The organism is Streptomyces sp. W16 (genome assembly GCF_033194735.1).
Taxonomy (GTDB): Bacteria; Actinomycetota; Actinomycetes; order Streptomycetales; family Streptomycetaceae; genus Streptomyces.
The window spans coordinates 1-22,228 of sequence record NZ_JAWOAI010000054.1; the positions used below are offsets into that span (position 1 = coordinate 1).

Sequence of the window (22,228 nt, forward strand, 5' to 3'; positions counted from 1 at the left end):
CGTCTCCAGCACCCGCTCCGCCCGTACGGCGACGGCGCCCGGCAGCTCGGCCGCGCGCTCTGGTGCCGTGCGCAGCACGACCCCGGCGTTCGGCGCGGCGGCGGTCAGGAAGCCGGCGGTGTACGGCTCGTCCAGGAGTCGGCCCTTGTCGTCGCGGAAGACGGGGACGGCCGGTGAGTGGATGACCCGGTCCGTGTAGAACGGGTCGCGGTGGGCGCGGTGGTGGTCGTAGAAACCGCGGGCCTCAAGCAGGCACGTGTACAGCGCGGAGGCCCGGCACAGCGCCTCTTCCTGGGCCTGCGCGCCGTTCAGGAAGCCGCCGCCCGGGTTGCGGGCCGAGGCGAAGTTCAGGACGGCGACCGGGCCGGTGAGCCGGCGGGCGGCCTCCAGGCTGCTCTCGCCGGTGACCTCGATGAACGTCTCGGCAGGTGAGAAGGGTGACACCGGTATGGGTTCCGGCCCGTACAGGCGTGTGCCCGCCCGGGCCGCCTCGGTCTGGGCCGCGATGGACACCTCGCGCCCGTCCGCCCTGCGGTAGCCCCCGGCCGCGACGATCTGTTCGGTCTGCTGCGCGATACCGCGCAGGCGCGCGCTCATGGCATAACCCCCGTGTACGCCATGAGCGCGCGCCCCGCGATCTCCCCCGTCGTGCTCATACCTGCATCGTGAGCGATGCTGGTCGTGTGGTGCAACGGAGTTTCCGGGCCCCGCGAACGGCCGGCGAACCGGAGATTACCGATCCCGAACGTGCCGATACGCACCCTTGTGCGACGCGGCGCGAAGGTCTTGGGTGGGACGAGTGTGCCGGCCCGGGCCCAACCGAAACCGGGTCGGCGACATGGTGGAATCTCAGGAGGATCCCGACATGTCCGATACGGCAAGTGACTGCAGCGACTGTACGGAGCCCCGTACCGCGGTCACCGAACCCGAGGTGGAAGCCCTGGTCAGGGGCATCTGCTTCAAGACCGGTCCGCCCCGCACGCTCGGGGTCGAAGTGGAATGGCTCGTCCACGAGCTGCGACTGCCGCAGCTCCCCGTCTCACCCGAACGACTCGAAGCGGCCTACGCCGCACTGAAGACCGTGCACCTGAGGTCGGCGCTCACCGTCGAGCCCGGCGGCCAGCTGGAACTGAGCTCGTCGCCCGCCACCTCCCTGATGGAGTGCATCGGTTCCGTCTCCGAAGACCTCGACACCGTCCGCGCGGTGCTGGCCCGCGACAACCTGGGGCTGGTCGGCGTCGGCCACGATCCCTGGCACCCGCCGCGCCGGTTCCTGCACGAGCCACGCTACGACGCGATGGAACGCTGCCTCGACCGCACCGGCCCCGCGGGCCGCCGCATGATGTGCACCTCGGCGTCCGTTCAGGTGTGCCTGGACGCGGGCTACGAGGAGCCGGGGCCGCTCGGCCATGGGCGGCGCTGGTGGCTGGCGCACCAGCTGGGCGCGGTGCTGGTGGCCGCGTTCGCCAACTCCCCGCTGGTCGGCCGCAGCCCCACGGGCTGGCGTTCCACCCGGCAGCTGATCTGGATGGAGATCGGCCCCGGCCGGGCGGGCGCGCCCCCGCTGGACGCGGAACCGCGCGGCGCCTGGGCGGAGCACGTCCTCGACTCGCCGGTGATGTGTGTCCGGCGCGAGGACGGCCCGTGGGACGTCCCCGAGGGGCTCACGTTCCGGGAGTGGACCCGGTCGTCGACGCCGCCGACCCGTGCCGACCTCGACTACCACCTCACCACCCTGTTCCCGCCGGTCAGACCGCGCGGACATCTCGAACTGCGCATGATCGACGCGCAGCCCGGGGACGACGGCTGGATCGTGCCGCTGGCCGTGACGACGGCGCTGTTCGACGACCCGGAGGCCGCCGAGACGGCGTACCGGGCCGTGAAGCCGCTGGCCGAGCGGTCCCTGGGGCTGCCCGCGCCGCACAATCCGCTGTGGATCGACGCGGCCCGCTACGGACTGTCCGACCCGGAGCTCCACGAGGTGGCGCTCGTCTGTTTCGCGACCGCGCTGGAGGCCCTGCCCCGGCTGGGCGCGAGCGCCGAGGTCACGGACGCCGTCCGCGCGTACTTCGACCGCTATGTGATCCGGGGCCGCTGCCCCGCCGACGATCTGCTCGACCGCGTGCGTGGCACGGACAGCCGCCCGCACGGGAAGGACATCCGCACATGACCGACGCCGACACCACCGTTGATGACATCGATATCGAAGCGCTCAGGGAACGGGCGTTGACCACCCTCACCACGGCCCGGGACCGCACCACGCTCCTGACGAGCTGTGTGGACGAGCCCGAACTCACCGCTCAGCACTCGCCGTTGATGTCCCCGCTGGTCTGGGACCTCGCACACATCGGCAACCAGGAGGAGCTGTGGCTGCTGCGGGCCGTCGCCGGCCGGGACGCGATGCGGCCCGACATCGACGGCCTCTACGACGCGTTCGAGCACCCGCGCTCCGAACGCCCCTCGCTGCCGCTGCTGCCGCCCGCCGAAGCACGGCAGTACGCGGCCGAGGTGCGCGGCCGGGTGACGGACGTGCTGGAGAGCACGGCGTTCCACGGAACCCGGCTGACCGAGATGGGCTTCGCCTTCGGGATGGTCGCCCAGCACGAACAACAGCACGACGAAACAATGCTGATCACCCATCAGCTCCGCACGGGACCGCAGGCGTTGACCGCCCCGGACCCGGAGCCGGTACCGCTGTTCACCGGCCCGGCCGAAGTCCTCGTCCCCGGCGGCCCGTTCACGATGGGCACCTCCACCGAGCCATGGGCCCTGGACAACGAGAAGCCCGCGCACCGACGCGACATGGCCCCCTTCCACATCGACACGTCCCCGGTGACGAACGGCGCGTATCTGGCGTTCATCGAGGACGGCGGCTACGACGACCCGCGCTGGTGGACGAAGGAGGGCTGGGCGCACATCCGCCGCAACTCCGTTGTCGCGCCGCTGTTCTGGCGCAAGGACGGCAAGCAGTGGCTCCGGCGCCACTTCGGCGCGACGGAGGCCGTGCCGCCCGACGAGCCCGTCCTGCACGTGTGCTGGTACGAGGCCGACGCCTACGCCCGCTGGGCCGGACGCCGCCTGCCCACCGAGGCCGAGTGGGAGAAGGCCGCCCGCCACGACCCGACGAACGACCGCTCGATGCGCTACCCCTGGGGCGACGCCGACCCGGCACCCGAGCACGCCAACCTCGGCCAGCGCCACCTCCGCCCGGCCCCCGCAGGCAGCTATCCGGCGGGCGAATCACCGCTGGGGGTACGCCAGTTGATAGGTGACGTCTGGGAGTGGACGTCGAGCGACTTCCTTCCCTACCCGGGCTTCAAGGCGTTCCCGTACAAGGAGTACTCGGAGGTGTTCTTCGGCCCCGAGTACAAGGTCCTGCGCGGCGGTTCGTTCGCGGTGGACGAGGTGGCCTGCCGGGGCACGTTCCGCAACTGGGACTATCCGATCCGGCGGCAGATCTTCTCCGGCTTCCGCACCGCCCGCTCCGGGGCCGTCTGATGTGCCGTCACCTGGCGTACCTGGGACCCGAGGAGCCGCTCGGTCGGCTCCTCGTGGACCCGGAGCACAGCCTGTACAGGCAGTCCTGGGAACCGCGTCGGCAGAAGCACGGGACGGTCAACGCCGATGGTTTCGGAGTGGGTTGGTACGCCGAGGGCGACCCGGTGCCGGGCCGCTACCGGCGGGCCGTGCCCATCTGGGGCGACCAGTCCTTCGCCGACCTGGCCCGCGTGGTCCGCTCGGGGGCTTTGCTGGCCGCCGTACGGGACGCGACGTTCGCTGGCGCGGACGGGGAGGCCGCGGCGGCGCCGTTCGCCGCGGGCCCCTGGCTGTTCAGCCCCAACGGCGCCGTCACCGGCTGGCCCCAGACGCTAGCGGCGCTCGCCCAACGCCTGCCCCCGGTGGACCTGTTGTCCCTAGAGGCCCGCTGCGACTCGGCGCTGGTCTGGGCGCTGGTCCTCGGCCGGCTGCGGGCGGGCGACGCGGAGGGCCAGGCGCTGGCCGACACGGTGGTCGAGGTCGCCTCGGCCGCCCCCAGCTCCCGCCTCAACCTCCTTCTCACCAACGGCGAGACGATCGCCGCGACGGCCTGGGGCGACACCCTCTGGTACCTCTCGGAGCCCGGCCGCCGCACGGTCGTGGCCTCCGAGCCCTACGACGACGACCCGCACTGGCAGGAGGTCCCCGACCGCACTCTGCTCACCGCGACCCGCACCGAGGTCCTCCTCACCCCCCTGAAGGACCTAGCACCCGCACCTTCGAAGGAGCCCCGTACGTGAGCCCGTTCCTTCTCACCCGCACCCTGCCCGAGGACGCCACCGACGCGGCCCTGCGCGCCGACGTCCTGGAGGGCCTCACCCGCACCCCGAAGACCCTCCCGCCGAAGTGGTTCTACGACGCCCACGGCAGCGAACTCTTCGAGCAGATCACCGAGTTGCCCGAGTACTACCCGACCCGCGCGGAACGGGAGATCCTCATCGACCGGGCCGGCGAGATCGCCGCCGCGACCGGCGCCCGTACCCTCGTCGAGCTGGGCTCCGGCTCCTCGGACAAGACGCGCCACCTGCTCGACGCGTTCACCGACCTGGCCGTGTACGTCCCGGTCGACGTCAGCGAGAGCGCCCTCACGCAGGCCGGGCACGCCCTCATCGCGGAGCGCCCGGGCCTGGACGTGCATGCCCTGATCGCCGACTTCACCGGCGCGATGACCCTCCCGGAGACACCGGGACCGCGCCTGCTGGCGTTCCTCGGCGGCACGATCGGCAACCTCCTGCCGGCGGAACGCGCCACGTTCTTCGCCGGTCTCCGCGCGTTGCTCTCACCCGGCGACGCGCTGCTGCTCGGCACGGACCTGGTCAAAGACGAAGAGGTCCTGGTCAGGGCCTACGACGACGCGGCCGGGGTGACGGCCGCGTTCAACAAGAACGTCCTGACCGTGGTCGACCGCGAGCTCGGCGCCGATTTCGACGTCGACGCCTTCGACCACGTCGCCCTCTGGGACGCCGACAACGAGTGGATCGAGATGCGGCTGCGGTCCCGCACGGACCAGACCGTGAAGATCCCGGCGCTCGATCTCGCCGTCGACTTCACGGCCGGTGAGGAACTGCGCACGGAGATCTCGGCGAAGTTCCGCAAGGACGGCGTACGGACCGAACTGGCGGCTGCCGGGCTGGAGTTGGCCCACTGGTGGACCGACCGGGAGGGCCGCTTCGCGCTGTCACTGAGCGTGGTGCGCTGACCTCGGGTGACGGGCCGTCTCGCGTACCGCCGCACCTTGGGGCACGGTGGAGTGACGCGTGACGCGCCCGTCACGGCCGAGAGGAGTACCCGCATGTCCAACCACACGTACCGGGTCACCGAGATCGTCGGCACCTCTCACGAGGGCATCGACCAGGCCATCCGCAACGGCGTCGCCCGCGCCGCGCAGACCCTGCGCAGCCTCGACTGGTTCGAGGTGACACAGGTCAGGGGCCAGATCGAGAACGGGCAGATCGAGCACTTCCAGGTCGGCCTGAAGGTCGGCTTCCGCATCGAGGACGAGGACTGACGGCCGGACTCGTAGTACGGCTACCGTCGGCGCACCGCGTAGGTCAGGTGTGTCACCCGCGTCGACGGCTCCGAGCGGAGCGGTTCCAGCGCGATCCTGGACGCGTCCACTCCGTCGAACAGGCGGGTGCCGGTGCCGAAGAGCACCGGTGACAGCGTGATCGAGAACTCGTCGACCAGGCCTGCGTTCAGGTGCTCCAGGATCGTCGCGCCGCCGCCGGCGATGCGGACGTCGCGGTCGCCGGCGGCCTCGCGGGCCTGGTCGAGGGCGTGCTCGATGCCGTCGTCGACGAAGTGGAACGTGGTGCCGCCGGGCCGCTCCCACGGGTCACGCTTGGTGTGTGTCACCACGAAGACCGGGGTGTGGAAGGGGGCCTCCTCCGGCCAGGACCGCTCGCCGAGGTCGAACATGCGCCTGCCCATGACGCTCGCGCCGGTGCGCTCGAACGTCGTCCGTGCCATGTCGTTGTCGAGGCCCTCCTCGCCGCCCTCGCCCAGCTTCAGGTTCTCCCGGAAGAACCGCAGCGGGAACACCCACTGCTGCAGCTCCGTCCACTGCGCCAGCCAGCGCCGGACGTCCGGGTCGTCCCGTCTCTCGGGCGCGAAGAGCTCGTCCTGGTCGGGCACGGGCTCGGGTGCGACAAAGCCGTCCAGCGACATCGACACACTGAAGAACACCTTCCCGGCCATCAGCCCTCCGCCCCCTTCCGCGCGAGGTCGCCGACGTAGGCCGCCAGGCTGTTCAGGGTCTGCTCGCCGCCCTCGATCGCGTGGTACTTCTCGGCCGCCTCGTCGCGCAGTTCCTTGGTGGGGAACACCGTGCGCATCACGATCCGGGTCGCCGCGCCGTCCGGCGCGAAGGTCAGGACCCACTCGAAGGCGTTCGGGTCGTCGCGGGTCTCACCGTGCAGCAGCTCGATCCGCTCCGGCGGGACGATCCGCGTCCAGCGGATCCACTCGGAGTAGTCGGTCCCGTCCGGCCCGTGCAGGACGAAGACCCACTCGCCGCCCTCGCGGAACTCGAAGGACCGCGTGGTGGTGGTGAACCCGTCCGGACCCCACCACCGCGACAGATGCCGCACCTCGGTGAACGCCTCGAACACCAGCTGCCGCGGGGCGTCGATGACCCGGGAGATCACGATCTCCCGGTCGGCCGTCGCCGACTCCGCGCCCATTTCCTGCCTTGCCGCCGCCATCGGTCATTCCTCCTGCCGTGCCTGCTTGAGGTCCTGCACATAGGTGTCCAGCCGGTCGAAACTCTCGTTCCAGAACCGCTCGAATCCGCCGGCCCACTCGTGGACGGGCCGCAGCCCGCGGGCGTCCAGGCCGTAGAGGCGCTGCTTGCCAGCCTCGCGGACCCGCACCAGACCGACCTCCCGGAGCACCCGCAGATGCTTGGACGCCCCCGGCTGGCTCATCCCCAGCTCGTGCGCCAGCTCGGTCACCGGCCGCTCGCCCGCCCGCAGCAGCGCCAGGATCTCCCGGCGCTGCGGCTCCGCTATCGCGTTGAAGACGTCCGACGTCGTCGCTGCTCGTGCCATGACAGCCATCGTATTCCGATATGGGAATGCGTCAAGCCGACCGGGAACCGGGCACGTCCTGCCGGATGACGCGGGTACCGCCCCCTCAGGTGCGGCCCTCCCCCTCCTGCGCCGCCTCCAGCGCGGCGGAGGGGGCGGTCCAGCGGGCCCGGACGACCCTGAAACCGGCCCGCTCGGCGTCGTCGCACACCAGCTCGTCGTCGTCCACGAGAACCCGGACGTCCCGGTCCCTGGCCAGCCGCTTGAGGATCTCCAGCTTGGTGCGGCGGGCGGGTCTGCGGTCGTCGTTGCGCCGCATGAAGACCCGCCCCTCGGGCAGCCCCTGCGCGGCGAGCCAGTCCAGCGTGTCGCGCCGGCAGCGCTCGGGCCGCCCGGTCAGATAGACGACCTCGCACTCCTCGGCACACTCCAGCGCCAGTGCGACGCCTTCCGCCAACGGCGGGTCCTGGGACGCGGCGCCGAAGAAGCCGTCCCAGTCGCGCGGCTTGTTCTCCAGGAACCGCTGCCGGTGGGCCGTGTCGGCGAGGGTGTTGTCAAGGTCGAACACGGCGAGGGGCCGCCTGCTGTCAGCTGTCACCGGGCCACCCTAGACAGCCCGCGCACCCCGGCAGCGACTGCCCGAGGCCGTGGCCTCATGCTTCTCGTATGTCTGCCGCAACTCCCGCTCCCCGTACGTTCCTCATAGGCGCCGCCCGTGAAAGACCCTGCACCCTCGTCGTCTGCCGGGGCTGCTGCTGCGGCGACCCGCGCAAGCACCCGGGCACGGACCACGCCTGGCAGCTGGAACGGCTGCGGTCCGGGGCCGCCGAGCACGGCTTCGCGGTGCGTACGACGGACTGTCTCGGCCCGTGCGACCAGGCCAACGTGATCGTGGTCCAGCCGTCGGCCGCGGGGCGCCGGGCCGGCGGGCGGCCGACCTGGGTCGGGTTCGCGATGGACGACGACTGCACGCAGGAAGTGCTGGAGTGGGCGGCGGCGGGCGGGCCGGGGGGCGCCGAGCCGCCCGTCACGCTGGAACTGCAGTTCATCGACCCGCCAAGGGACGCACGCGTCCGGTCCCGGCGGTGAGCGCCCGGCCCGACTCCGGGAATGCCGGGGGCTCCCGGGCGTTGAACCCGATGTGAGTTCCGTGATCGCCTCGACCCCCTTCTCCGTCCTCGACCGCTCCCGCACCCGCGAGGGCCATCCACCCGCCGAGGCGCTGCGCGACACCGTGCGGCTGGCGCGGGAGGTCGAGGGGCTGGGCTATCACCGGTTCTGGGTGTCGGAGCACCACGGTGTGCCCGGGGTCGCCGGTTCCGCGCCGACCGTGCTGGCCGCCGCCGTCGCCTCGGCCACCCGCAGCATCCGGGTCGGGACGGGCGGGGTGATGCTGCCCAACCACCAACCCCTGGTCGTGGCCGAGCAGTTCGGGGTGCTGGAGTCGCTGTTCCCGGGCCGGATCGACATGGGCCTGGGCCGCTCGGTCGGCTTCACCGACGGCGTGCGCAAGGCGCTGGGCCGGGACAAGGACGTCGCCGACGACTTCGCCGTACAACTCGACGAGCTCCTCGACTGGTTCCGCGGCACCTCACCCACCGGCGCGCACGCGCGGCCCGCGGAGGGCCTGAGTGTCCCGCCGTTCGTGCTCGCGATGGGCGAAGGCGCGGACATCGCGGCCCGGGCGGGCCTGCCGATGGTGATCGGCGACCTCCGCAACCGGGAGAGGATGCGGCGCGGCATCGACCACTACCGCGCCCGCTTCCGGCCCTCCCCCTGGGCTTCGGAGCCATACGTCGTCATCTCGGGCACGATCGCGGTGGCCGCCACCCCCGAAGCGGCCCGCCGGCTCCTCGTCCCGGAGGCCTGGTCCATGGCGTATTCGCGCACCCACGGCACCTTCCCGCCGCTGCCGCCCGCCGAGCGTGTGGAGCAACTGGCCATGACCGACAAGGAGTTCGGCTTCTACGACTCCGGGCTCACCGGACAGCTCGCGGGCACCGAGGAACAGGTGGCCCACGAGCTGGAGACGGTGCTGAAGGAGACGGGCGCGGACGAGGTCCTCGTCACGACCAGCACCTACGACCGCGAAGCCCTGCTGGACTCCTACCGGCGGCTCGCCTCACTCATGGGGTGAGCACCATCCGGAAGCGCGCGGCCCCGGACAGCATCCGCTGATAGGCCTCGCCCGCCTGGTCCAGGGGCACGGTCTCCACCATCGGGCGGATGCCGTGCAGGGCGCTGAAGGCCAGCGTGTCCTGCACGTCCTGGGCGGTGCCGGACGGATGCCCCCGAACCACCTTGCCGGGCATGATCAGTTGGAACGGACTGATCCCCAACGGCGCGTTGTCCGCCCCGATGACCACCAGCTCGCCGCGGTGCCTCAGCCCTTCCACGGTCGCGGTGGCGGCGTCGGCGTTGCCCGCCGTGGCCAGGACCACCTTCGCGCCGCCCAACGCCCGCAGCGCATCGGCGACTTCGGTGTCCGCCGTGCTGTCGACGTAGTGGTGCGCGCCCAACTGCTTGGCGAAGTCGGCCTTTTCGGCGCCGCGCGCGATCGCCACGGTCTCGAATCCCATGGCGACCGCGTACTGCACACCCAGGTGACCGAGACCGCCGAGTCCGAGTACGGCCACCAGGTCGCCCGGCCCCGCCGGGCTGCGCCGCAGCCCGTTGAAGGTGGTCACGCCCGCACACCCCATGGGTGCGGCGGCGGTCGCCGACAGTCCCTCGGGGATCCGGGCGAGCGCGTCGGCGGGTGCGATCGTCATCTCGCCGAAGCCGCCGTCGTACGCCCAGCCGGGCACCTTGAGGTTCTCGCAGACGATGAAGTCGCCCTGGCGGCAAGGGGTGCAGTAGCCGCAGCTGCCGCCGAACCAGCCGACCGCCACCCGGTCGCCGACCCGCCAGCCCCGGTCCGAGGTGCCCTCGCCCAGCGCGTCGATCCGCCCGGCGATCTCGTGCCCGGTGACGAGGGGGAACCGCACGCCGGGCACTCCCGCGTTCACGAAGAAGGTGTCGCTGTGGCAGACCCCGCAGGCCTCCACGGCGATCCGCACATGGCCGGGTCCTGGCTGCTGGACGTCACGCTCGACGATCGTGAACTCACCGCCGGCGGCGGCCACTTGCGCGACTCGATAGCTGCTCATACCTGTCTCCCAGAGAGATGCGAACGCGGACAGGCCGGGCCCTAGTGCTCGGCCGCCTGGCGTGCCCTGATCTCGATCGTGCCGTTGGTCGCGTCGACCTGTGCCTGGTCGCCCGCTTCGAGTTCGCCGGCGAGGAGCATGTCGGCGAGCCGGTCGTCGACCTCGCGCTGGATGGTGCGGCGCAACGGGCGGGCGCCGAAGTCGGGTTGATAGCCCAGGTTCGCGAGCAGGTCGGCCGCCGCGTCGGTGACCTCCAGGGTGACGTCCTGGGCGTGCAGCCTGCGCCGGGTGTGTTCCAGCAACAGGTCGACGATGTCGCGGAGTTGGGCGCGTTCCAGGCCGCGGAAGACGATGATCTCGTCGATGCGGTTGAGGAACTCGGGGCGGAAGTGCTGGTTCAGGACCGGCATGACCGTCTCGCGGACCTTGGCGTAGTCGTCGACGCCCGCCGCGAGGATGCGGTCGGCGCCGATGTTCGACGTCATGATCACGACGGTGTTCTTGAAGTCGACCGTGCGGCCCTGCGAGTCGGTCAGCCGTCCGTCGTCGAGGAGTTGCAGCAGGGTGTTGAAGACGTCGGGGTGCGCCTTCTCGACCTCGTCGAGCAGCAGCACGGCGTACGGCTGCCTGCGGACGGCCTCGGTGAGCTGCCCGGCCTCGTCGTGGCCGACGTATCCGGGAGGCGCTCCGACCAGGCGGGAAACGGTGTGCCGTTCCTGGAACTCGCTCATGTCGAGGCGGATCATGCGGCTCTCGTCGCCGAAGAGGGCGGCGGCGAGAGCGCGGGCCAGTTCCGTCTTGCCGACGCCGGTGGGGCCGAGGAAGAGGAAGCTGCCGATGGGCCGGTTCGGATCGCTCATGCCGGCCCGGGCGCGGCGTACCGCGCGGGCGACGGCGGTGATCGCCTCGTCCTGGCCGACGACCCGCTCATGGAGGTGCTCCTCCAGCTTCATCAGCCGGGCGCGTTCTTCCTCGGTGAGCTGGGCGACGGGGATGCCGGTGGTGCGGGAGACGACCTCGGCGATGTCCTCGGCGGTGACCTTGGGCGCCTGTTCCTCGGCGGAGCCGCCGGCTTTCAGCTCGGCCTCGGTGTCCTTGATGCGGTCGCGGAGTTCCTTGGCCCGCTCGTACTCCTCGTCGGCTACGGCCTGGTCCTTCTCCCGGTTCAGGGCGGCGAGCCGGTCCTCGATCTCGCGGGTGTCGGACAGCGGGGTCCTGGCCCGCAGCCGTACCCGTGCCGCGGCCTGGTCCATCAGGTCGATGGCCTTGTCGGGCAGGAAGCGGGCGGTGATGTAGCGGTCGGAGAGTTCGGCCGCCGCGACCACCGCCTCGTCGGTGATACGGACCTGGTGGTGGGCCTCGTAGCGGTCGCGCAGTCCGCGCAGGATCTCGATGGTGTCGTCGACGGTCGGTTCGCCGATCAGGATGGGCGCGAAGCGGCGCTCCAACGCGGAGTCCTTCTCGATGTACTTTCGGTACTCGTCGACGGTGGTGGCGCCGATGAGGTGCAACTGCCCGCGGGCCAGGGCTGGTTTGAGCATGTTGCCCGCGTCGAGAGCGCCGTCCCCACCGCCACCCGCGCCGACGACGGTGTGCAACTCGTCGAGGAACAGCACCAGTTCGTCCCCGTGCTCGCTCACCTCGTCGAGGAGCGTCTTCAACCGTTCCTCGAACTCGCCCCGGTACTTGGTTCCTGCCACCATCCCGGCCAGGTCCAGCGACACGAGCCGCTTGCCCGCCAGGGTCTTCGGGACGTCACCGGCGACGATGCGCTGGGCGATGCCCTCGACGACGGCGGTCTTGCCGACACCGGGATCGCCGATGAGGACGGGGTTGTTCTTGCTGCGCCGGGACAGCACCTCGATGGTCTGCTCGACCTCTTCGTCCCGCCCGATCACGGGGTCGAGCCGCCCGGCGCGGGCGTCCTCGGTGAGGTCGCGCCCGTACTCGTCGACGGTGGGCGTACTGCTGGGCCGCTTGCGCTCGGGCTCGGAACCGGTGGGCACCCGGCCGCTCTCCCAGCCGCTGCCCGCGAGGGCCTGTCCGGCGGCCGACTCGGGGTTGGCGGCCAGCGCCCGCAGCAGGTGCTCGGGGCCGATGTACGAGGAGTCCTCGGCCCGGGAGATCCGGTAGGCGTCGAGCAGGGCCCGCTTGGCCGCCGGGGTGAGCGTGGTGGGTTCGGTCTTCGGGCCGCCGTCCTCGCCGGCGGCCAGCCGTTCCCGGATCCGGTCGGGGTCCGCGCCTGCCTCGGCGAGCAGCCGTCGGGTCGACTCCTGCTCGGTGGCGGCGGCCAGCAGATGCCGGGCGTCGAGTTCCTCGCTGCCTTCGACGGCGGCGATGTCCCGCGCCTGGGCCACCAGCTCACGGGCCCGTTCGGAGAGCAGGCTGCCGATGTCGACGCGCTGGGCCCGACGTGATGGCGACGCCGGACCCGAACCGCCGAAATACCGGGACATCAGCTCGTCGAATTCCTCGAAGGGGCTGCGTCCGAAACCGAATCCGGGAGTGCTCATGACCACGGACCTTCCGTGCGGCGACTGGCATGCGTACCTTCCAACGTGGCACAGCGCGGACGCCCCCGCACCCCGCAGGTCAGCGGGCATCACACGGCGAGGTCGCATAGAATCACCGGGTCATGCCCAGCCCCCACGACCCCTATGTCCGCGTCCGCGGCGCCCGCGAGCACAACCTCCAGGGCGTCGACGTCGACATCCCGCGGGACGTGCTGGCCGTGTTCACGGGCGTCTCCGGCTCCGGGAAGTCGTCCCTCGCCTTCGGCACGATCTACGCCGAGGCCCAGCGCCGCTATTTCGAGTCGGTCGCACCGTACGCCCGCCGGCTGATCCACCAGATCGGCGCCCCGAAGGTCGCCGAGATCACCGGCCTGCCCCCTGCAGTCTCCCTCCAGCAGAACCGCGCGACCCCCACCTCCCGCTCCTCCGTCGGCACGGTCACCAGCCTCTCCAACTCTCTCCGGATGCTGTTCTCCCGCGCCGGCGACTACCCGCCCGGCGCCGAACGCCTCGACTCGGACGCCTTCTCCCCCAATACGGCGGCGGGCGCGTGCCCCGAGTGCCACGGCCTCGGCCGGGTGCACCGCACGACCGAGGATTCCCTGGTCCCCGACCCCTCCCTCTCGATCCGCGAGGGAGCGATCGCCGCCTGGCCCGGCGCCTGGCAGGGCAAGAACCTGCGCGACATCCTCGACACGCTCGGCTACGACGTGGACGTGCCATGGCGCCAACTCCCCGCCGAGCAGAGGGAGTGGATCCTCTTCACGGACGAGCAACCGGTGGTGACGGTCCACCCGGTTCGGGACGCCGACCGCATCCAACGCCCGTACCAGGGCACGTACATGAGCGCCCACCGCTACGTCATGAAGACCTTCGCGGACACGAAGAGCACGACCCTGCGGGCCAAGGCGGAACGCTTCCTGACCAGTGCCCCCTGCCCGGTCTGCGGAGGCAGCAGACTGCGTGCCGAGTCCCTGGCGGTGACCGTGGCGGGCCGCACGATCGCCGACCTGGCCGCGCTGCCGCTGGCGGAGCTGACGGACACGCTCAACGGCACCTCCGAGGCGGCACGTGTCCTCACCGAGGACCTCAACTCCCGTATCGCACCCATCCTCGAACTGGGCCTCGGCTACCTCAGCCTGGACCGCGCGACCCCGACCCTCTCCACCGGCGAGCTGCAACGCCTGCGCCTGGCAACGCAGTTGCGCTCCGGCCTCTTCGGTGTCGTCTACGTCCTCGACGAACCGTCCGCCGGACTGCACCCCGCGGACACCGAGGCCCTGCTCACGGTGCTGGAGCGACTGAAGTCGGCGGGCAACTCGGTGTTCGTGGTGGAGCACCACCTCGACGTGATGCGCGCCGCCGACTGGCTGGTGGACGTGGGCCCGCTGGCGGGCGAACACGGTGGGCGAGTGCTGCACAGCGGCCCGGTGGCCGACCTGGCGAAGGTGAAGGAATCCGCGACAGCCCGCTTCCTCTTCGACCAGTCACCAGCTCCCGCCCGCGAAGTCCGTTCACCGCGAGGCGAGTTGAAGGTCGGCCCTGTCACCCGGCACAACCTCCGGGACGTGACCGCGGAGTTCCCGTTGGGCGTGTTCACCGCGGTCACCGGCGTCTCGGGCTCCGGAAAGTCGACCCTCATCAGCGAGATCACCGAGGAACTGCCCGGCGTGGGACGCCTGGTGTCGGTCGATCAGAAACCGATCGGCCGCACCCCGCGCTCGAACCTCGCCACCTACACCGGCCTCTTCGACGTCGTCCGCAAGGTGTTCGCGGCCACCGACGAGGCACGGCAACGGGGTTACGGCGTAGGGCGGTTCTCCTTCAACGTGCCGGGCGGGCGCTGCGAGACCTGCCAGGGCGAGGGATTCGTCAGCGTCGAACTGCTCTTCCTCCCGAGCACCTACGCACCCTGCCCGGACTGCGGCGGCGCCCGCTACAACCCCGAGACACTCCAAGTGACGTACCGGGGACGCAACATCGCGCAGGTGCTCGACCTGACGGTGGAGGCCGCGGCGGATTTCTTCGCGGACGCGGACACCCCGGCCGTGGCCCGCAGCCTCACCACACTCCTGGACGTGGGCCTCGGCTACCTGCGGCTGGGCCAACCCGCCACCGAACTCTCCGGCGGCGAGGCCCAACGCATCAAGCTGGCCAGCGAGTTGCAGCGCACCCGACGCGGCCACACCCTCTACCTCCTCGACGAACCGACCACCGGCCTCCACCCCGCCGACGTCGAGGTCCTCCTCCACCAACTCCACGGCCTCGTCGACACCGGCAACACGGTGGTGGTGGTCGAACACGACATGGCGGTGGTGGCGGGCGCGGACTGGGTGATCGACATGGGGCCAGGTGGCGGGGAGGAGGGGGGCCGGATCGTGGCGGCAGGCCCGCCGAGGGATGTGGCGCGGGCGAGCGGAAGCGCGACGGCCCCCTATCTGGCAAGCGCGCTCGCACAGGCGCCCCTTTAGGGGCGCGGGGAACTGCGCGACCAGCCCCCACGCACCCGCAGCCAACCGACTACCTGTCTTCCATCAACCCGGCGACCATTTCACGGGGCAGCCCATGCGTGTCATGGAGATACCCGTAATCCTCCTCGGTCAACGGCCCCTGAAACTGCGGCCGCGACAACACCCGCCGCCCCCGCTCCAGGAGCTGACCGAACCGCCGCTCCTCGTCCAGCAACACCTCCCGCACAGTGCCGGTACCGAGAAGCTCCCCCGGCAGATCGGACAACGTACGCGAGGCGTCATCCCGCCGCAGAACGGTGAGCAGCCGCCGAATCAACCGCCGCAACACATACCCACGACCGGCGTTGGACGGCCGTACCCCGTCCCCGATGACGACAACGCTCGACCGCAGATGATCACAGACCACCCGCGTCGAGCGCTCGTCCAGAACCCACAGCGTCGGAAGAATCCGCATCCACGGCTCGAACACATCCGTCTCGTAGACCGACCGGCACCCTTGAAGGACAGACACAAGCCGCTCCAACCCCATCCCCGTATCGACGCTGACCTGCCGCAACGGGACCAACCCACCGTCCTCACGCCGCTCGTGCCGAAGGCTCACGTGGTTCCAGATCTCCACCCAGCGCGGGTCGGTGGTCGGGCGACCCTCCGGCGGGCCGTCGCCGGTCCAGAAGAAGATCTCGGAGTCGGGGCCGCAGGGGCCGGTCGGACCGTTGGACCACCAGTTCTCGTCCCCGGTCGGCTCGACCGGCAGGCCCAACTCCCGCCAGGTACGCAGCGATTCAAGGTCGGGGCCGACCTGTTCGTCGCCGCCGAAGACAGTGACGTACAGCTTCTCGCGCGGGATGCCGAAGCCGTCCCGCAGCAGCTCGTAGCCCCAGCGCAGGCTCTGCGGGTGGTCGTAGTCGCCCAGCGACCAGGAGCCGAGCATCTCGAACACGGTCAGGTGGGTGAGGTCGCCGACCTCGTCGAGGTCGGTGGTGCGCAGACAGCGCTGGACGTTGACCAGGCGCCGCCCCTGTGGGTGGGGGCGGCCCTGGAGGTACGGCGTGAGCGGGTGCATGCCGGAGGTGGTGAACAGGACCGGGTCGGACGGCGGTGGCAAGAGTGTGCTGCCGGTGATCAGCTCGTGGCCGCGTTCACGGTAGAAGTCGAGGAACGTGCGGACGGTGTCGTCGGTGTTCATGGCGGTGAGTCCTTCGGGTCGGTGGGGACCGGAAGGGACCGCGGGGAGGCCTGTCAGGGTGCTGGAAACGACACGTCCCGGCGGTCCGTTTCCGGCCGCCGGGAGAGGTGGGTGAGGTCAGGCGTCGGCGGCCGGCGAGCTGGTCGCTCGCGCGGTCGCGGTGCCGGTGTGCCTGATGATCCTCATGGCCGCGACGCTAGCAGGACGCCTCCGCGCCGTCCTGCGAATTTTCACCGGGGTCCGCGCCACCGAGGTGCAGTGGTCCGGGTGGTGCGCCCGGCCCGACACCCCGGCCTGCGCGGCGTGGGCGGGGGAGCGGCGGCCGGGGTGGCTGCCGGGGGCTATGGCCTCCCCCACCTCGACGTCGGCGACCAGTCCGCGCGTCGACACCACCCGCCACACCGAGGTGAGGAGCGAGTCGCTGCCGACGAAGGCGGGGGCCGTGCTGGCCGTGCCGCCGTCGGTGAGGTAGTGCAGGCCGACCGGCTGGACGGGTACTCCGGCGTCCAGCGCGGCCTGGAAGACGGCCCGCCGGAAGTGTCCCTGGGCCAGGCCGCACCAGGTGCTGCCCTCGGGGAAGACAGCGACCGCTCCGCCGGCGCGCAGGGCGCCCGCGATGGAGGCGACCGTCTCGGGCAGGGCGCGCAGCCGGTCGCGGTCGATGAAGAGGGCGCCGCTGCCCGCGGTGAGTGTCCCGGCGACGGGCCAGTGCCGGATCTCGGCCTTGGCCAGCATGCGGGCCGGGCGTACGGCGGCCATGAGGGGGATGTCCAGCCACGAGATGTGGTTGGCGACCAGCAGCACTCCGCCGGTGGGCGTGGTGCTGCCGGTGATGCGGAGCCGGATGCCCGCGGCCCGGACGATCGTCCGGCACCACCAGCGCACCGCGCGGGCGGGGATGCGCCCGCCGATGGGGGTGAGGGCGGCCCCGGCGGCCACCACGACCAGTACGGTCACGAATCGCAGCACAGCGCGCGGTACGGCCGTGACGGACCCCGTCGAGTCGATGCACGTCCTGGGGGTGCAGGGCGCGCTGGGCAGCCAGACGCTCATCAGGCCGGGACGAGCGAGAGGAAGTGCCGCAGATAGCGCGGGTTGACCCGGCGCATCGACAGCAGCACGTACAGGTCGGCGACCCCGAAGTCCGGGTCGTGGGCGGGCTCGCCGCAGACCCAGGCGCCGAGGCGGACGTATCCGCGCAGCAGCGGCGGGAGTTCGACGCGGTCGGTGGGGCGGGTGACGCCGTCCGGGCTCCAGGGCAGCAGGGGGCGTACCCGGAACTCCTCGGGGGCGAGGTGCTTGGCGCTGACCCGGTCCCAGGTGCCGGCGGCGAGGGCGCCGCCGTCGGCGAGCGGGATGGAGCAGCAGCCGGCGAGCCATTCGTGGCCGCGGTCGACCATGTAGCGGGCTATGCCGGCCCAGATGAGGCCGATGACCGCGCCGTCGCGGTGGTCGGGGTGGACGCATGAGCGGCCGACCTCGACGAGGCCCGGGCGGATGCTGTCGAGGGGGGCGAGGTCGAACTCGCTCTCCGAGTAGAGCCGTCCGGCGACCGCGGCCCGCTCGGGCGGCAGCAGCCGATAGGTGCCGACCACCTGCCCGGTGTCCGTGTCGCGGACGAGGAGGTGGTCGCAGTAGGCGTCGAAGGCGTCCACGTCCAGGCCGGGCTGCGGGCTGGACAGGTGGGCGCCCATCTCCCCGGCGAAGACGTCGTGCCGCAGCCGTTGCGCGGCACGCACATCGTCCTCGTCGCGGGCGAGCGTGACGGTGTAGCGGGTCGGCGTGGCGGGCTGCGAGGGACGGTCGAGGGTGGAAACGCCGGTCATGGCTCTCCCTGATCACGGGCCGGGTTCGGCGGAGGGACTGGCTGGCCGGTTCCGTATGTCCGGTCGCAACAGTTCTTCCGATGCCGGGCGTCCTGCGCGTGACCTGCGCCCGGAGCAGGGATGTGGGGTTGTTGAACGGCGTCCCCACACCCGGGCCCTCAGGGTGTGCCGTTCACTTCGGCGGGGCGCACCGCTCCAGCCACTCGCGGGTCTCGTCGGCGCCGAGCACCCGCTCCAGCACCAGGTCACCGGGCATGCCGGGGAAGAACCGGCCGGCGGGCCAGCCGCGCTTGTACGGCGGCGGGTCGAGGACCAGCAGCCGTACGTCGTCAACGACCGGGATGTCGGTGGGAGTTCCCTCGTTCCACACCCATTCGCCGCCCGGGGTCACGAGGTTGAAGGCGCCGGTGGTCGGCACCTGTCCCGGGGCGTTCCGGCACACGGCCGCCTCCTGCGCGGAGGGCGCCTGCCCGGGCACGTGTCCGCCGCCGATGAGGACGTCGGCGAGGAGGGTGTGCAGCTGGAAGTTGTCGCCGATGCCGGTCATGCGGAGCAGATAGCCGGTGCCGGTGGGGCGGTGCAGGGCGAGGAGGGGTTCGTCGTCGAGGACGACGAGGGCGTAGCGCAGGCACTTGAAGTCGTGGCCGGACGCCTCCTGTACGGCGCGCAGGGCGTCCAACAGGCCCGTGCGCAGGGCGGGTTCGAGTGCGGTACGCACCGCGGGGCGGTTGAGCATCGCGACGGAGGCCATCTCCCACTGGGGCAGGGTGAACCAGCCGTCGGCCGCGTCCTGTCCGACCCGTTCGAGGACATCCCCGTCGGCGGCGTCGGGGTCAGGGGCGGGGAAATCTCCGCCGCCGGTCGCCGCCCAGCGCTCACAGAACTCCCCGGCTACACCGAGTGCCTCGGCGAGTCCGTCGAAGACGTACGGTGCACAGACCGCGGCGTCGGCGCCCCGCTCCACACAGGCGCCGATCAGTACGGCGACCATTCCGCGCGGCCCGGGTGGCACCTCCGGCAGCAACGCGGCCAGGCGCGGGCCGACCTGGGCCAGCTGGTCGTCTTCCGCGTCGCCGAAGTGCCGCTGTATCTGCTGCATCGCGCGCTGCGCCCGGTCGCCGTCCCGCTCGCGCACGGCGGTCTCGAAGTCCGTCACGGCGTCGAGAAACCGCGTCCTCCCCCTGCCGGTGAAGATCATGTGGGCAGCATACCGAGGGGTGCGATGCCTGGCGGGACCGGGGATGAGCACCACTCCCGGTCCCGCCCGTCCGCATCCTGTCGGCGAACGTTCTTGTCCCGTAAGGGAGTTCGTAGGGGCATTCAGCGCTTGGCGACCTTGCGGGTCGCCCGCAGCCATTCCTTGTTCATGGCGGTGATGGAGACCAGCGGGATGCCCTTCGGGCAGGCGGTCGCGCACTCGCCGGCGAGGGTGCAGCCGCCGAAGCCCTCGTCGTCCATCTGCGTGACCATGTCGAGGACGCGGGTCTCGCGCTCGGGTGCGCCCTGCGGGAGCGCGTTGAGATGGTTGATCTTGGCCGAAGTGAACAGCATCGCCGCGCCGTTGGGGCACGCGGCCACGCACGCCCCGCAGCCGATGCACTCGGCGTGCTCGAAGGCGAAGTCGGCGTCCGGTTTGGGGACGGCGGTGGCGTGGGCCTCGGGGGCCGCGCCGGTCGGGGCGGTGATGTAGCCGCCGGCCTGGATGATCCGGTCGAAGGCCGAGCGGTCCACCACGAGGTCCTTGACGACCGGGAAGGCCGAGGCGCGCCACGGCTCGATGTCGATCGTGTCGCCGTCCTCGAAGGACCGCATGTGGAGTTGGCAGGTGGTGGTGCGCTCGGGGCCGTGCGCGTCACCGTTGATGACCAGGCTGCACGCGCCGCAGATGCCCTCACGGCAGTCGTGGTCGAAGGCGACCGGGTCCTCGCCCTTGAGGATGAGTTCCTCGTTGAGGGTGTCGAGCATCTCCAGGAACGACATGTCCGTGGAGATTCCGTCCACTTGGTAGGTGGACATGGCGCCTTCGGCGTCTGCGTCGCGTTGCCGCCAGACGCGCAGGGTGAGCTTCATGCGTAGCTCCGCTGAGTGGGGTGGACGTACTCGAAGACCAGGTCTTCCTTGTGCAGCACGGGAGATGACCCCGTGCCGGTGAACTCCCAGGCGGCGGCGTAGCTGAACTCCTCGTCCCTGCGCGCCGCTTCGCCGTCCGGGGTCTGCGACTCCTCGCGGAAGTGGCCGCCGCAGGACTCGGCGCGGTTGAGTGCGTCGAGGCACATCAGCTCGGCGAGTTCGAGGTAGTCGACGATCCGGTTCGCCTTCTCCAGCGACTGGTTGAACTCCTCGCCGGTGCCCGGGACCTTGATCCGCCGCCAGAACTCCTCGCGGATCTGCGGGATCCGCTCCAGCGCCTTGCGCAGTCCGCTGTCGGTGCGGGCCATGCCGCAGAACTCCCACATGAGTTCGCCGAGTTCGCGGTGGAAGGAGTCGGGGGTGCGGTCGCCGTCGACGGAGAGCAGCAGGTTGAGACGGTCCTCGGTCTCCGCCAACACCTCCTGTACGGCGGGGTGTTGGACGTCGATCTCCTCGTGTCCGGGGTGCCGGGCGAGGTAGTCGTTGATGGTCGCCGGGAGCACGAAGTAGCCGTCGGCGAGGCCCTGCATCAGCGCGGAGGCACCGAGCCGGTTGGCACCGTGGTCGGAGAAGTTGGCCTCACCGATCGCGAACAGGCCCGGGACGGTGGTCTGAAGGTCGTAGTCGACCCACAGGCCGCCCATCGTGTAGTGCACGGCGGGATAGATCCGCATCGGGACCGTGTACGGATCCTCGGCGGTGATCCGGGCGTACATGTCGAAGAGGTTGCCGTACTTCTCCTCGACGGCCTTCCGCCCCAACCGCCCGATGGCGTCGGCGAAGTCGAGGTAGACACCCTGCCCGCCGGGGCCGACGCCCCTGCCCTCGTCGCACACGTTCTTCGCGGCGCGGGAGGCGATGTCGCGGGGCACGAGGTTGCCGAAGGCCGGGTAGATGCGCTCCAGGTAGTAGTCGCGCTCGTCCTCGGGGATCTCGTTCGGCGGGCGCTCGTCGCCCTTCGCCTTCGGCACCCAGATCCGGCCGTCGTTGCGCAACGACTCGCTCATCAGGGTCAGCTTGGACTGGTGCTCGCCGGTGCGCGGGATGCAGGTCGGGTGGATCTGCGTGAAGCACGGGTTGGCGAAGAGCGCCCCGCGCCGGTGGGCCCGCCAGACGGCGGTGGCGTTGGAGTTCATGGCGTTCGTCGACAGGTAGAAGACGTTGCCGTAGCCGCCGCTGGCGAGGACGACCGCGTCCGCGAAGTACGTGTCGATACGGCCGCTGACGAGATCGCGCGCCACGATCCCGCGCGCCTTCCCGTCGATGACGATCAGGTCGAGCATCTCGGTGCGCGGGTGCATCTCGATGTTGCCGGCGGCGATCTGCCGGGACAGGGCCTGGTAGGCGCCGAGGAGGAGTTGCTGGCCCGTCTGGCCACGGGCGTAGAACGTGCGCGACACCTGCACGCCGCCGAAGGAGCGGGTGTCGAGGAGGCCGCCGTACTCCCGCGCGAAGGGCACGCCCTGCGCGACGCACTGGTCGATGATCTCGACGGAGATCTGCGCGAGGCGGTGGACGTTGGACTCGCGGGCCCTGAAGTCGCCGCCCTTGACGGTGTCGTAGAAGAGGCGGTGGACGGAGTCGCCGTCGTTGCGGTAGTTCTTCGCCGCGTTGATGCCGCCCTGGGCGGCGATCGAGTGGGCGCGGCGCGGGGAGTCCTGGTAGCAGAACTGGACGACGTGGTAGCCCTGTTCGGCGAGGGTGGCGCCGGCGGAGCCGCCCGCGAGGCCGGTGCCGACGACGATCACCGTGTGTTTGCGCCGGTTGGCGGGGTTGACCAGCTTGGCCTCGAAACGGCGGGTGTCCCAGCGCTCGTTGATCGGGCCGGTGGGGGCCTTGGTGTCGGTGACGGGTTCCCCGGTCGCGAAGTCCGCGTATTCAAGGGTCAT

Annotated in this window: 21 protein-coding genes; 8 read left to right on the forward strand and 13 right to left on the reverse strand. The window is 71.1% G+C overall.

Going from position 1 to position 22,228, the window contains the following annotated elements:
- The coding region (locus tag R6V09_RS10105; RefSeq protein WP_317881019.1) for a TIGR02452 family protein at positions 1 to 597 on the reverse strand (597 nt) is incomplete at its 3' end.
- A 268-nt stretch (positions 598 to 865) separates the two neighbouring features.
- Between R6V09_RS10105 and egtA the strand changes: the two genes are divergently transcribed.
- The 5 genes from egtA to R6V09_RS10130 all read left to right on the forward strand — a co-directional run bounded on the left by egtA (position 866) and on the right by R6V09_RS10130 (position 5,545).
- Complete coding sequence (egtA, locus tag R6V09_RS10110) at positions 866 to 2,170, forward strand: ergothioneine biosynthesis glutamate--cysteine ligase EgtA (protein WP_317881020.1); 1,305 nt, start codon at positions 866 to 868, stop codon at positions 2,168 to 2,170.
- Positions 2,167 to 3,498: an ergothioneine biosynthesis protein EgtB gene (gene egtB, locus R6V09_RS10115; protein ID WP_317881021.1), complete on the forward strand. Its 1,332-nt coding sequence runs from the start codon at positions 2,167 to 2,169 to the stop codon at positions 3,496 to 3,498. Before egtA ends, egtB begins: the two co-directional genes overlap by 4 nt.
- Positions 3,498 to 4,277 (forward strand): ergothioneine biosynthesis protein EgtC, encoded by a 780-nt coding sequence (egtC, locus tag R6V09_RS10120; RefSeq protein ID WP_317881022.1) that lies wholly within the window; start codon positions 3,498 to 3,500, stop codon positions 4,275 to 4,277. The genes egtB and egtC overlap by 1 nt, the downstream gene beginning before the upstream one ends.
- A complete protein-coding gene (gene egtD, locus R6V09_RS10125; RefSeq protein ID WP_317881023.1) occupies positions 4,274 to 5,236 on the forward strand; it encodes an L-histidine N(alpha)-methyltransferase in 963 nt (320 codons plus the stop codon). Before egtC ends, egtD begins: the two co-directional genes overlap by 4 nt.
- Positions 5,237 to 5,329: 93 nt before the next feature.
- Positions 5,330 to 5,545 carry a dodecin gene (locus R6V09_RS10130; RefSeq protein ID WP_033279016.1) on the forward strand — a complete coding sequence of 72 codons (216 nt, stop codon included), beginning with the start codon at positions 5,330 to 5,332 and terminating at the stop codon, positions 5,543 to 5,545.
- Between the two features lie 20 nt (positions 5,546 to 5,565).
- On the opposite strand, the gene R6V09_RS10135 is transcribed toward R6V09_RS10130, so the two are convergent.
- The 4 genes from R6V09_RS10135 to R6V09_RS10150 all read right to left on the reverse strand — a co-directional run bounded on the left by R6V09_RS10135 (position 5,566) and on the right by R6V09_RS10150 (position 7,662).
- Entirely contained in the window at positions 5,566 to 6,234 is a 669-nt protein-coding gene (locus tag R6V09_RS10135) for a dihydrofolate reductase family protein (protein ID WP_317881024.1), read from the reverse strand.
- A complete protein-coding gene (locus R6V09_RS10140; protein ID WP_317881025.1) occupies positions 6,234 to 6,740 on the reverse strand; it encodes an SRPBCC family protein in 507 nt (168 codons plus the stop codon). Before R6V09_RS10140 ends, R6V09_RS10135 begins: the two co-directional genes overlap by 1 nt.
- A gap of 3 nt (positions 6,741 to 6,743) precedes the next feature.
- Positions 6,744 to 7,085 carry an ArsR/SmtB family transcription factor gene (locus R6V09_RS10145; RefSeq protein WP_317881026.1) on the reverse strand — a complete coding sequence of 114 codons (342 nt, stop codon included), beginning with the start codon at positions 7,083 to 7,085 and terminating at the stop codon, positions 6,744 to 6,746.
- A gap of 85 nt (positions 7,086 to 7,170) precedes the next feature.
- On the reverse strand, positions 7,171 to 7,662 hold the full coding sequence (locus R6V09_RS10150) for a phosphatase domain-containing protein (protein ID WP_317881027.1): 492 nt from the start codon (positions 7,660 to 7,662) through the stop codon (positions 7,171 to 7,173).
- Positions 7,663 to 7,730: 68 nt separating this feature from the next.
- Between R6V09_RS10150 and R6V09_RS10155 the strand changes: the two genes are divergently transcribed.
- On the forward strand, positions 7,731 to 8,153 hold the full coding sequence (locus R6V09_RS10155; protein ID WP_317881028.1) for a (2Fe-2S) ferredoxin domain-containing protein: 423 nt from the start codon (positions 7,731 to 7,733) through the stop codon (positions 8,151 to 8,153).
- A 52-nt stretch (positions 8,154 to 8,205) separates the two neighbouring features.
- Positions 8,206 to 9,201: an LLM class flavin-dependent oxidoreductase gene (locus R6V09_RS10160; RefSeq protein ID WP_317881029.1), complete on the forward strand. Its 996-nt coding sequence runs from the start codon at positions 8,206 to 8,208 to the stop codon at positions 9,199 to 9,201.
- On the opposite strand, the gene R6V09_RS10165 is transcribed toward R6V09_RS10160, so the two are convergent.
- The gene (locus tag R6V09_RS10165) at positions 9,191 to 10,213 is read right to left on the reverse strand and encodes an alcohol dehydrogenase (RefSeq protein WP_317881030.1); all 1,023 of its coding nucleotides are present in this window, start codon (positions 10,211 to 10,213) and stop codon (positions 9,191 to 9,193) included. The two genes, R6V09_RS10160 and R6V09_RS10165, sit on opposite strands and share 11 nt — an antisense overlap.
- Positions 10,214 to 10,254: 41 nt before the next feature.
- Positions 10,255 to 12,726: an ATP-dependent Clp protease ATP-binding subunit gene (locus R6V09_RS10170; RefSeq protein ID WP_317881031.1), complete on the reverse strand. Its 2,472-nt coding sequence runs from the start codon at positions 12,724 to 12,726 to the stop codon at positions 10,255 to 10,257.
- 122 nt (positions 12,727 to 12,848) lie between these two features.
- Between R6V09_RS10170 and R6V09_RS10175 the strand changes: the two genes are divergently transcribed.
- Positions 12,849 to 15,197, forward strand: a complete 2,349-nt coding sequence (locus R6V09_RS10175; RefSeq protein WP_317881032.1) for an excinuclease ABC subunit UvrA — start codon at positions 12,849 to 12,851, stop codon at positions 15,195 to 15,197.
- 49 nt (positions 15,198 to 15,246) lie between these two features.
- Here R6V09_RS10175 and R6V09_RS10180 read toward each other — a convergent pair whose 3' ends face one another.
- The 6 genes from R6V09_RS10180 to R6V09_RS10205 all read right to left on the reverse strand — a co-directional run bounded on the left by R6V09_RS10180 (position 15,247) and on the right by R6V09_RS10205 (position 22,228).
- Positions 15,247 to 16,383 carry an alanine--tRNA ligase-related protein gene (locus tag R6V09_RS10180; RefSeq protein ID WP_317881033.1) on the reverse strand — a complete coding sequence of 379 codons (1,137 nt, stop codon included), beginning with the start codon at positions 16,381 to 16,383 and terminating at the stop codon, positions 15,247 to 15,249.
- Between the two features lie 117 nt (positions 16,384 to 16,500).
- Complete coding sequence (locus tag R6V09_RS10185) at positions 16,501 to 17,436, reverse strand: lysophospholipid acyltransferase family protein (RefSeq protein WP_317881034.1); 936 nt, start codon at positions 17,434 to 17,436, stop codon at positions 16,501 to 16,503.
- On the reverse strand, positions 17,436 to 18,209 hold the full coding sequence (locus R6V09_RS10190; RefSeq protein ID WP_317881035.1) for a GNAT family N-acetyltransferase: 774 nt from the start codon (positions 18,207 to 18,209) through the stop codon (positions 17,436 to 17,438). The genes R6V09_RS10185 and R6V09_RS10190 overlap by 1 nt, the downstream gene beginning before the upstream one ends.
- A 172-nt stretch (positions 18,210 to 18,381) precedes the next feature.
- Positions 18,382 to 19,407: a hypothetical protein gene (locus R6V09_RS10195; protein ID WP_317881036.1), complete on the reverse strand. Its 1,026-nt coding sequence runs from the start codon at positions 19,405 to 19,407 to the stop codon at positions 18,382 to 18,384.
- A gap of 122 nt (positions 19,408 to 19,529) precedes the next feature.
- Positions 19,530 to 20,279 (reverse strand): succinate dehydrogenase/fumarate reductase iron-sulfur subunit, encoded by a 750-nt coding sequence (locus R6V09_RS10200; protein WP_317881037.1) that lies wholly within the window; start codon positions 20,277 to 20,279, stop codon positions 19,530 to 19,532.
- On the reverse strand, positions 20,276 to 22,228 hold the full coding sequence (locus R6V09_RS10205; protein ID WP_317881038.1) for a fumarate reductase/succinate dehydrogenase flavoprotein subunit: 1,953 nt from the start codon (positions 22,226 to 22,228) through the stop codon (positions 20,276 to 20,278). Before R6V09_RS10205 ends, R6V09_RS10200 begins: the two co-directional genes overlap by 4 nt.

Coding starts and splice junctions, on each gene's coding strand:
- egtA (WP_317881020.1), top strand. CDS start 866: ATGTCCGATACGGCAAGTGACTGCAGCGACTGTACGGAGCCCCGTACC.
- egtB (WP_317881021.1), top strand. CDS start 2,167: ATGACCGACGCCGACACCACCGTTGATGACATCGATATCGAAGCGCTC.
- egtC (WP_317881022.1), top strand. CDS start 3,498: ATGTGCCGTCACCTGGCGTACCTGGGACCCGAGGAGCCGCTCGGTCGG.
- R6V09_RS10130 (WP_033279016.1), top strand. CDS start 5,330: ATGTCCAACCACACGTACCGGGTCACCGAGATCGTCGGCACCTCTCAC.
- R6V09_RS10135 (WP_317881024.1), bottom strand. CDS start 6,234: ATGGCCGGGAAGGTGTTCTTCAGTGTGTCGATGTCGCTGGACGGCTTT.
- R6V09_RS10140 (WP_317881025.1), bottom strand. CDS start 6,740: ATGGCGGCGGCAAGGCAGGAAATGGGCGCGGAGTCGGCGACGGCCGAC.
- R6V09_RS10145 (WP_317881026.1), bottom strand. CDS start 7,085: ATGGCACGAGCAGCGACGACGTCGGACGTCTTCAACGCGATAGCGGAG.
- R6V09_RS10155 (WP_317881028.1), top strand. CDS start 7,731: ATGTCTGCCGCAACTCCCGCTCCCCGTACGTTCCTCATAGGCGCCGCC.
- R6V09_RS10165 (WP_317881030.1), bottom strand. CDS start 10,213: ATGAGCAGCTATCGAGTCGCGCAAGTGGCCGCCGCCGGCGGTGAGTTC.
- R6V09_RS10170 (WP_317881031.1), bottom strand. CDS start 12,726: ATGAGCACTCCCGGATTCGGTTTCGGACGCAGCCCCTTCGAGGAATTC.
- R6V09_RS10175 (WP_317881032.1), top strand. CDS start 12,849: ATGCCCAGCCCCCACGACCCCTATGTCCGCGTCCGCGGCGCCCGCGAG.
- R6V09_RS10180 (WP_317881033.1), bottom strand. CDS start 16,383: ATGAACACCGACGACACCGTCCGCACGTTCCTCGACTTCTACCGTGAA.
- R6V09_RS10185 (WP_317881034.1), bottom strand. CDS start 17,436: ATGAGCGTCTGGCTGCCCAGCGCGCCCTGCACCCCCAGGACGTGCATC.
- R6V09_RS10190 (WP_317881035.1), bottom strand. CDS start 18,209: ATGACCGGCGTTTCCACCCTCGACCGTCCCTCGCAGCCCGCCACGCCG.
- R6V09_RS10195 (WP_317881036.1), bottom strand. CDS start 19,407: ATGATCTTCACCGGCAGGGGGAGGACGCGGTTTCTCGACGCCGTGACG.
- R6V09_RS10200 (WP_317881037.1), bottom strand. CDS start 20,279: ATGAAGCTCACCCTGCGCGTCTGGCGGCAACGCGACGCAGACGCCGAA.
- R6V09_RS10205 (WP_317881038.1), bottom strand. CDS start 22,228: ATGACCCTTGAATACGCGGACTTCGCGACCGGGGAACCCGTCACCGAC.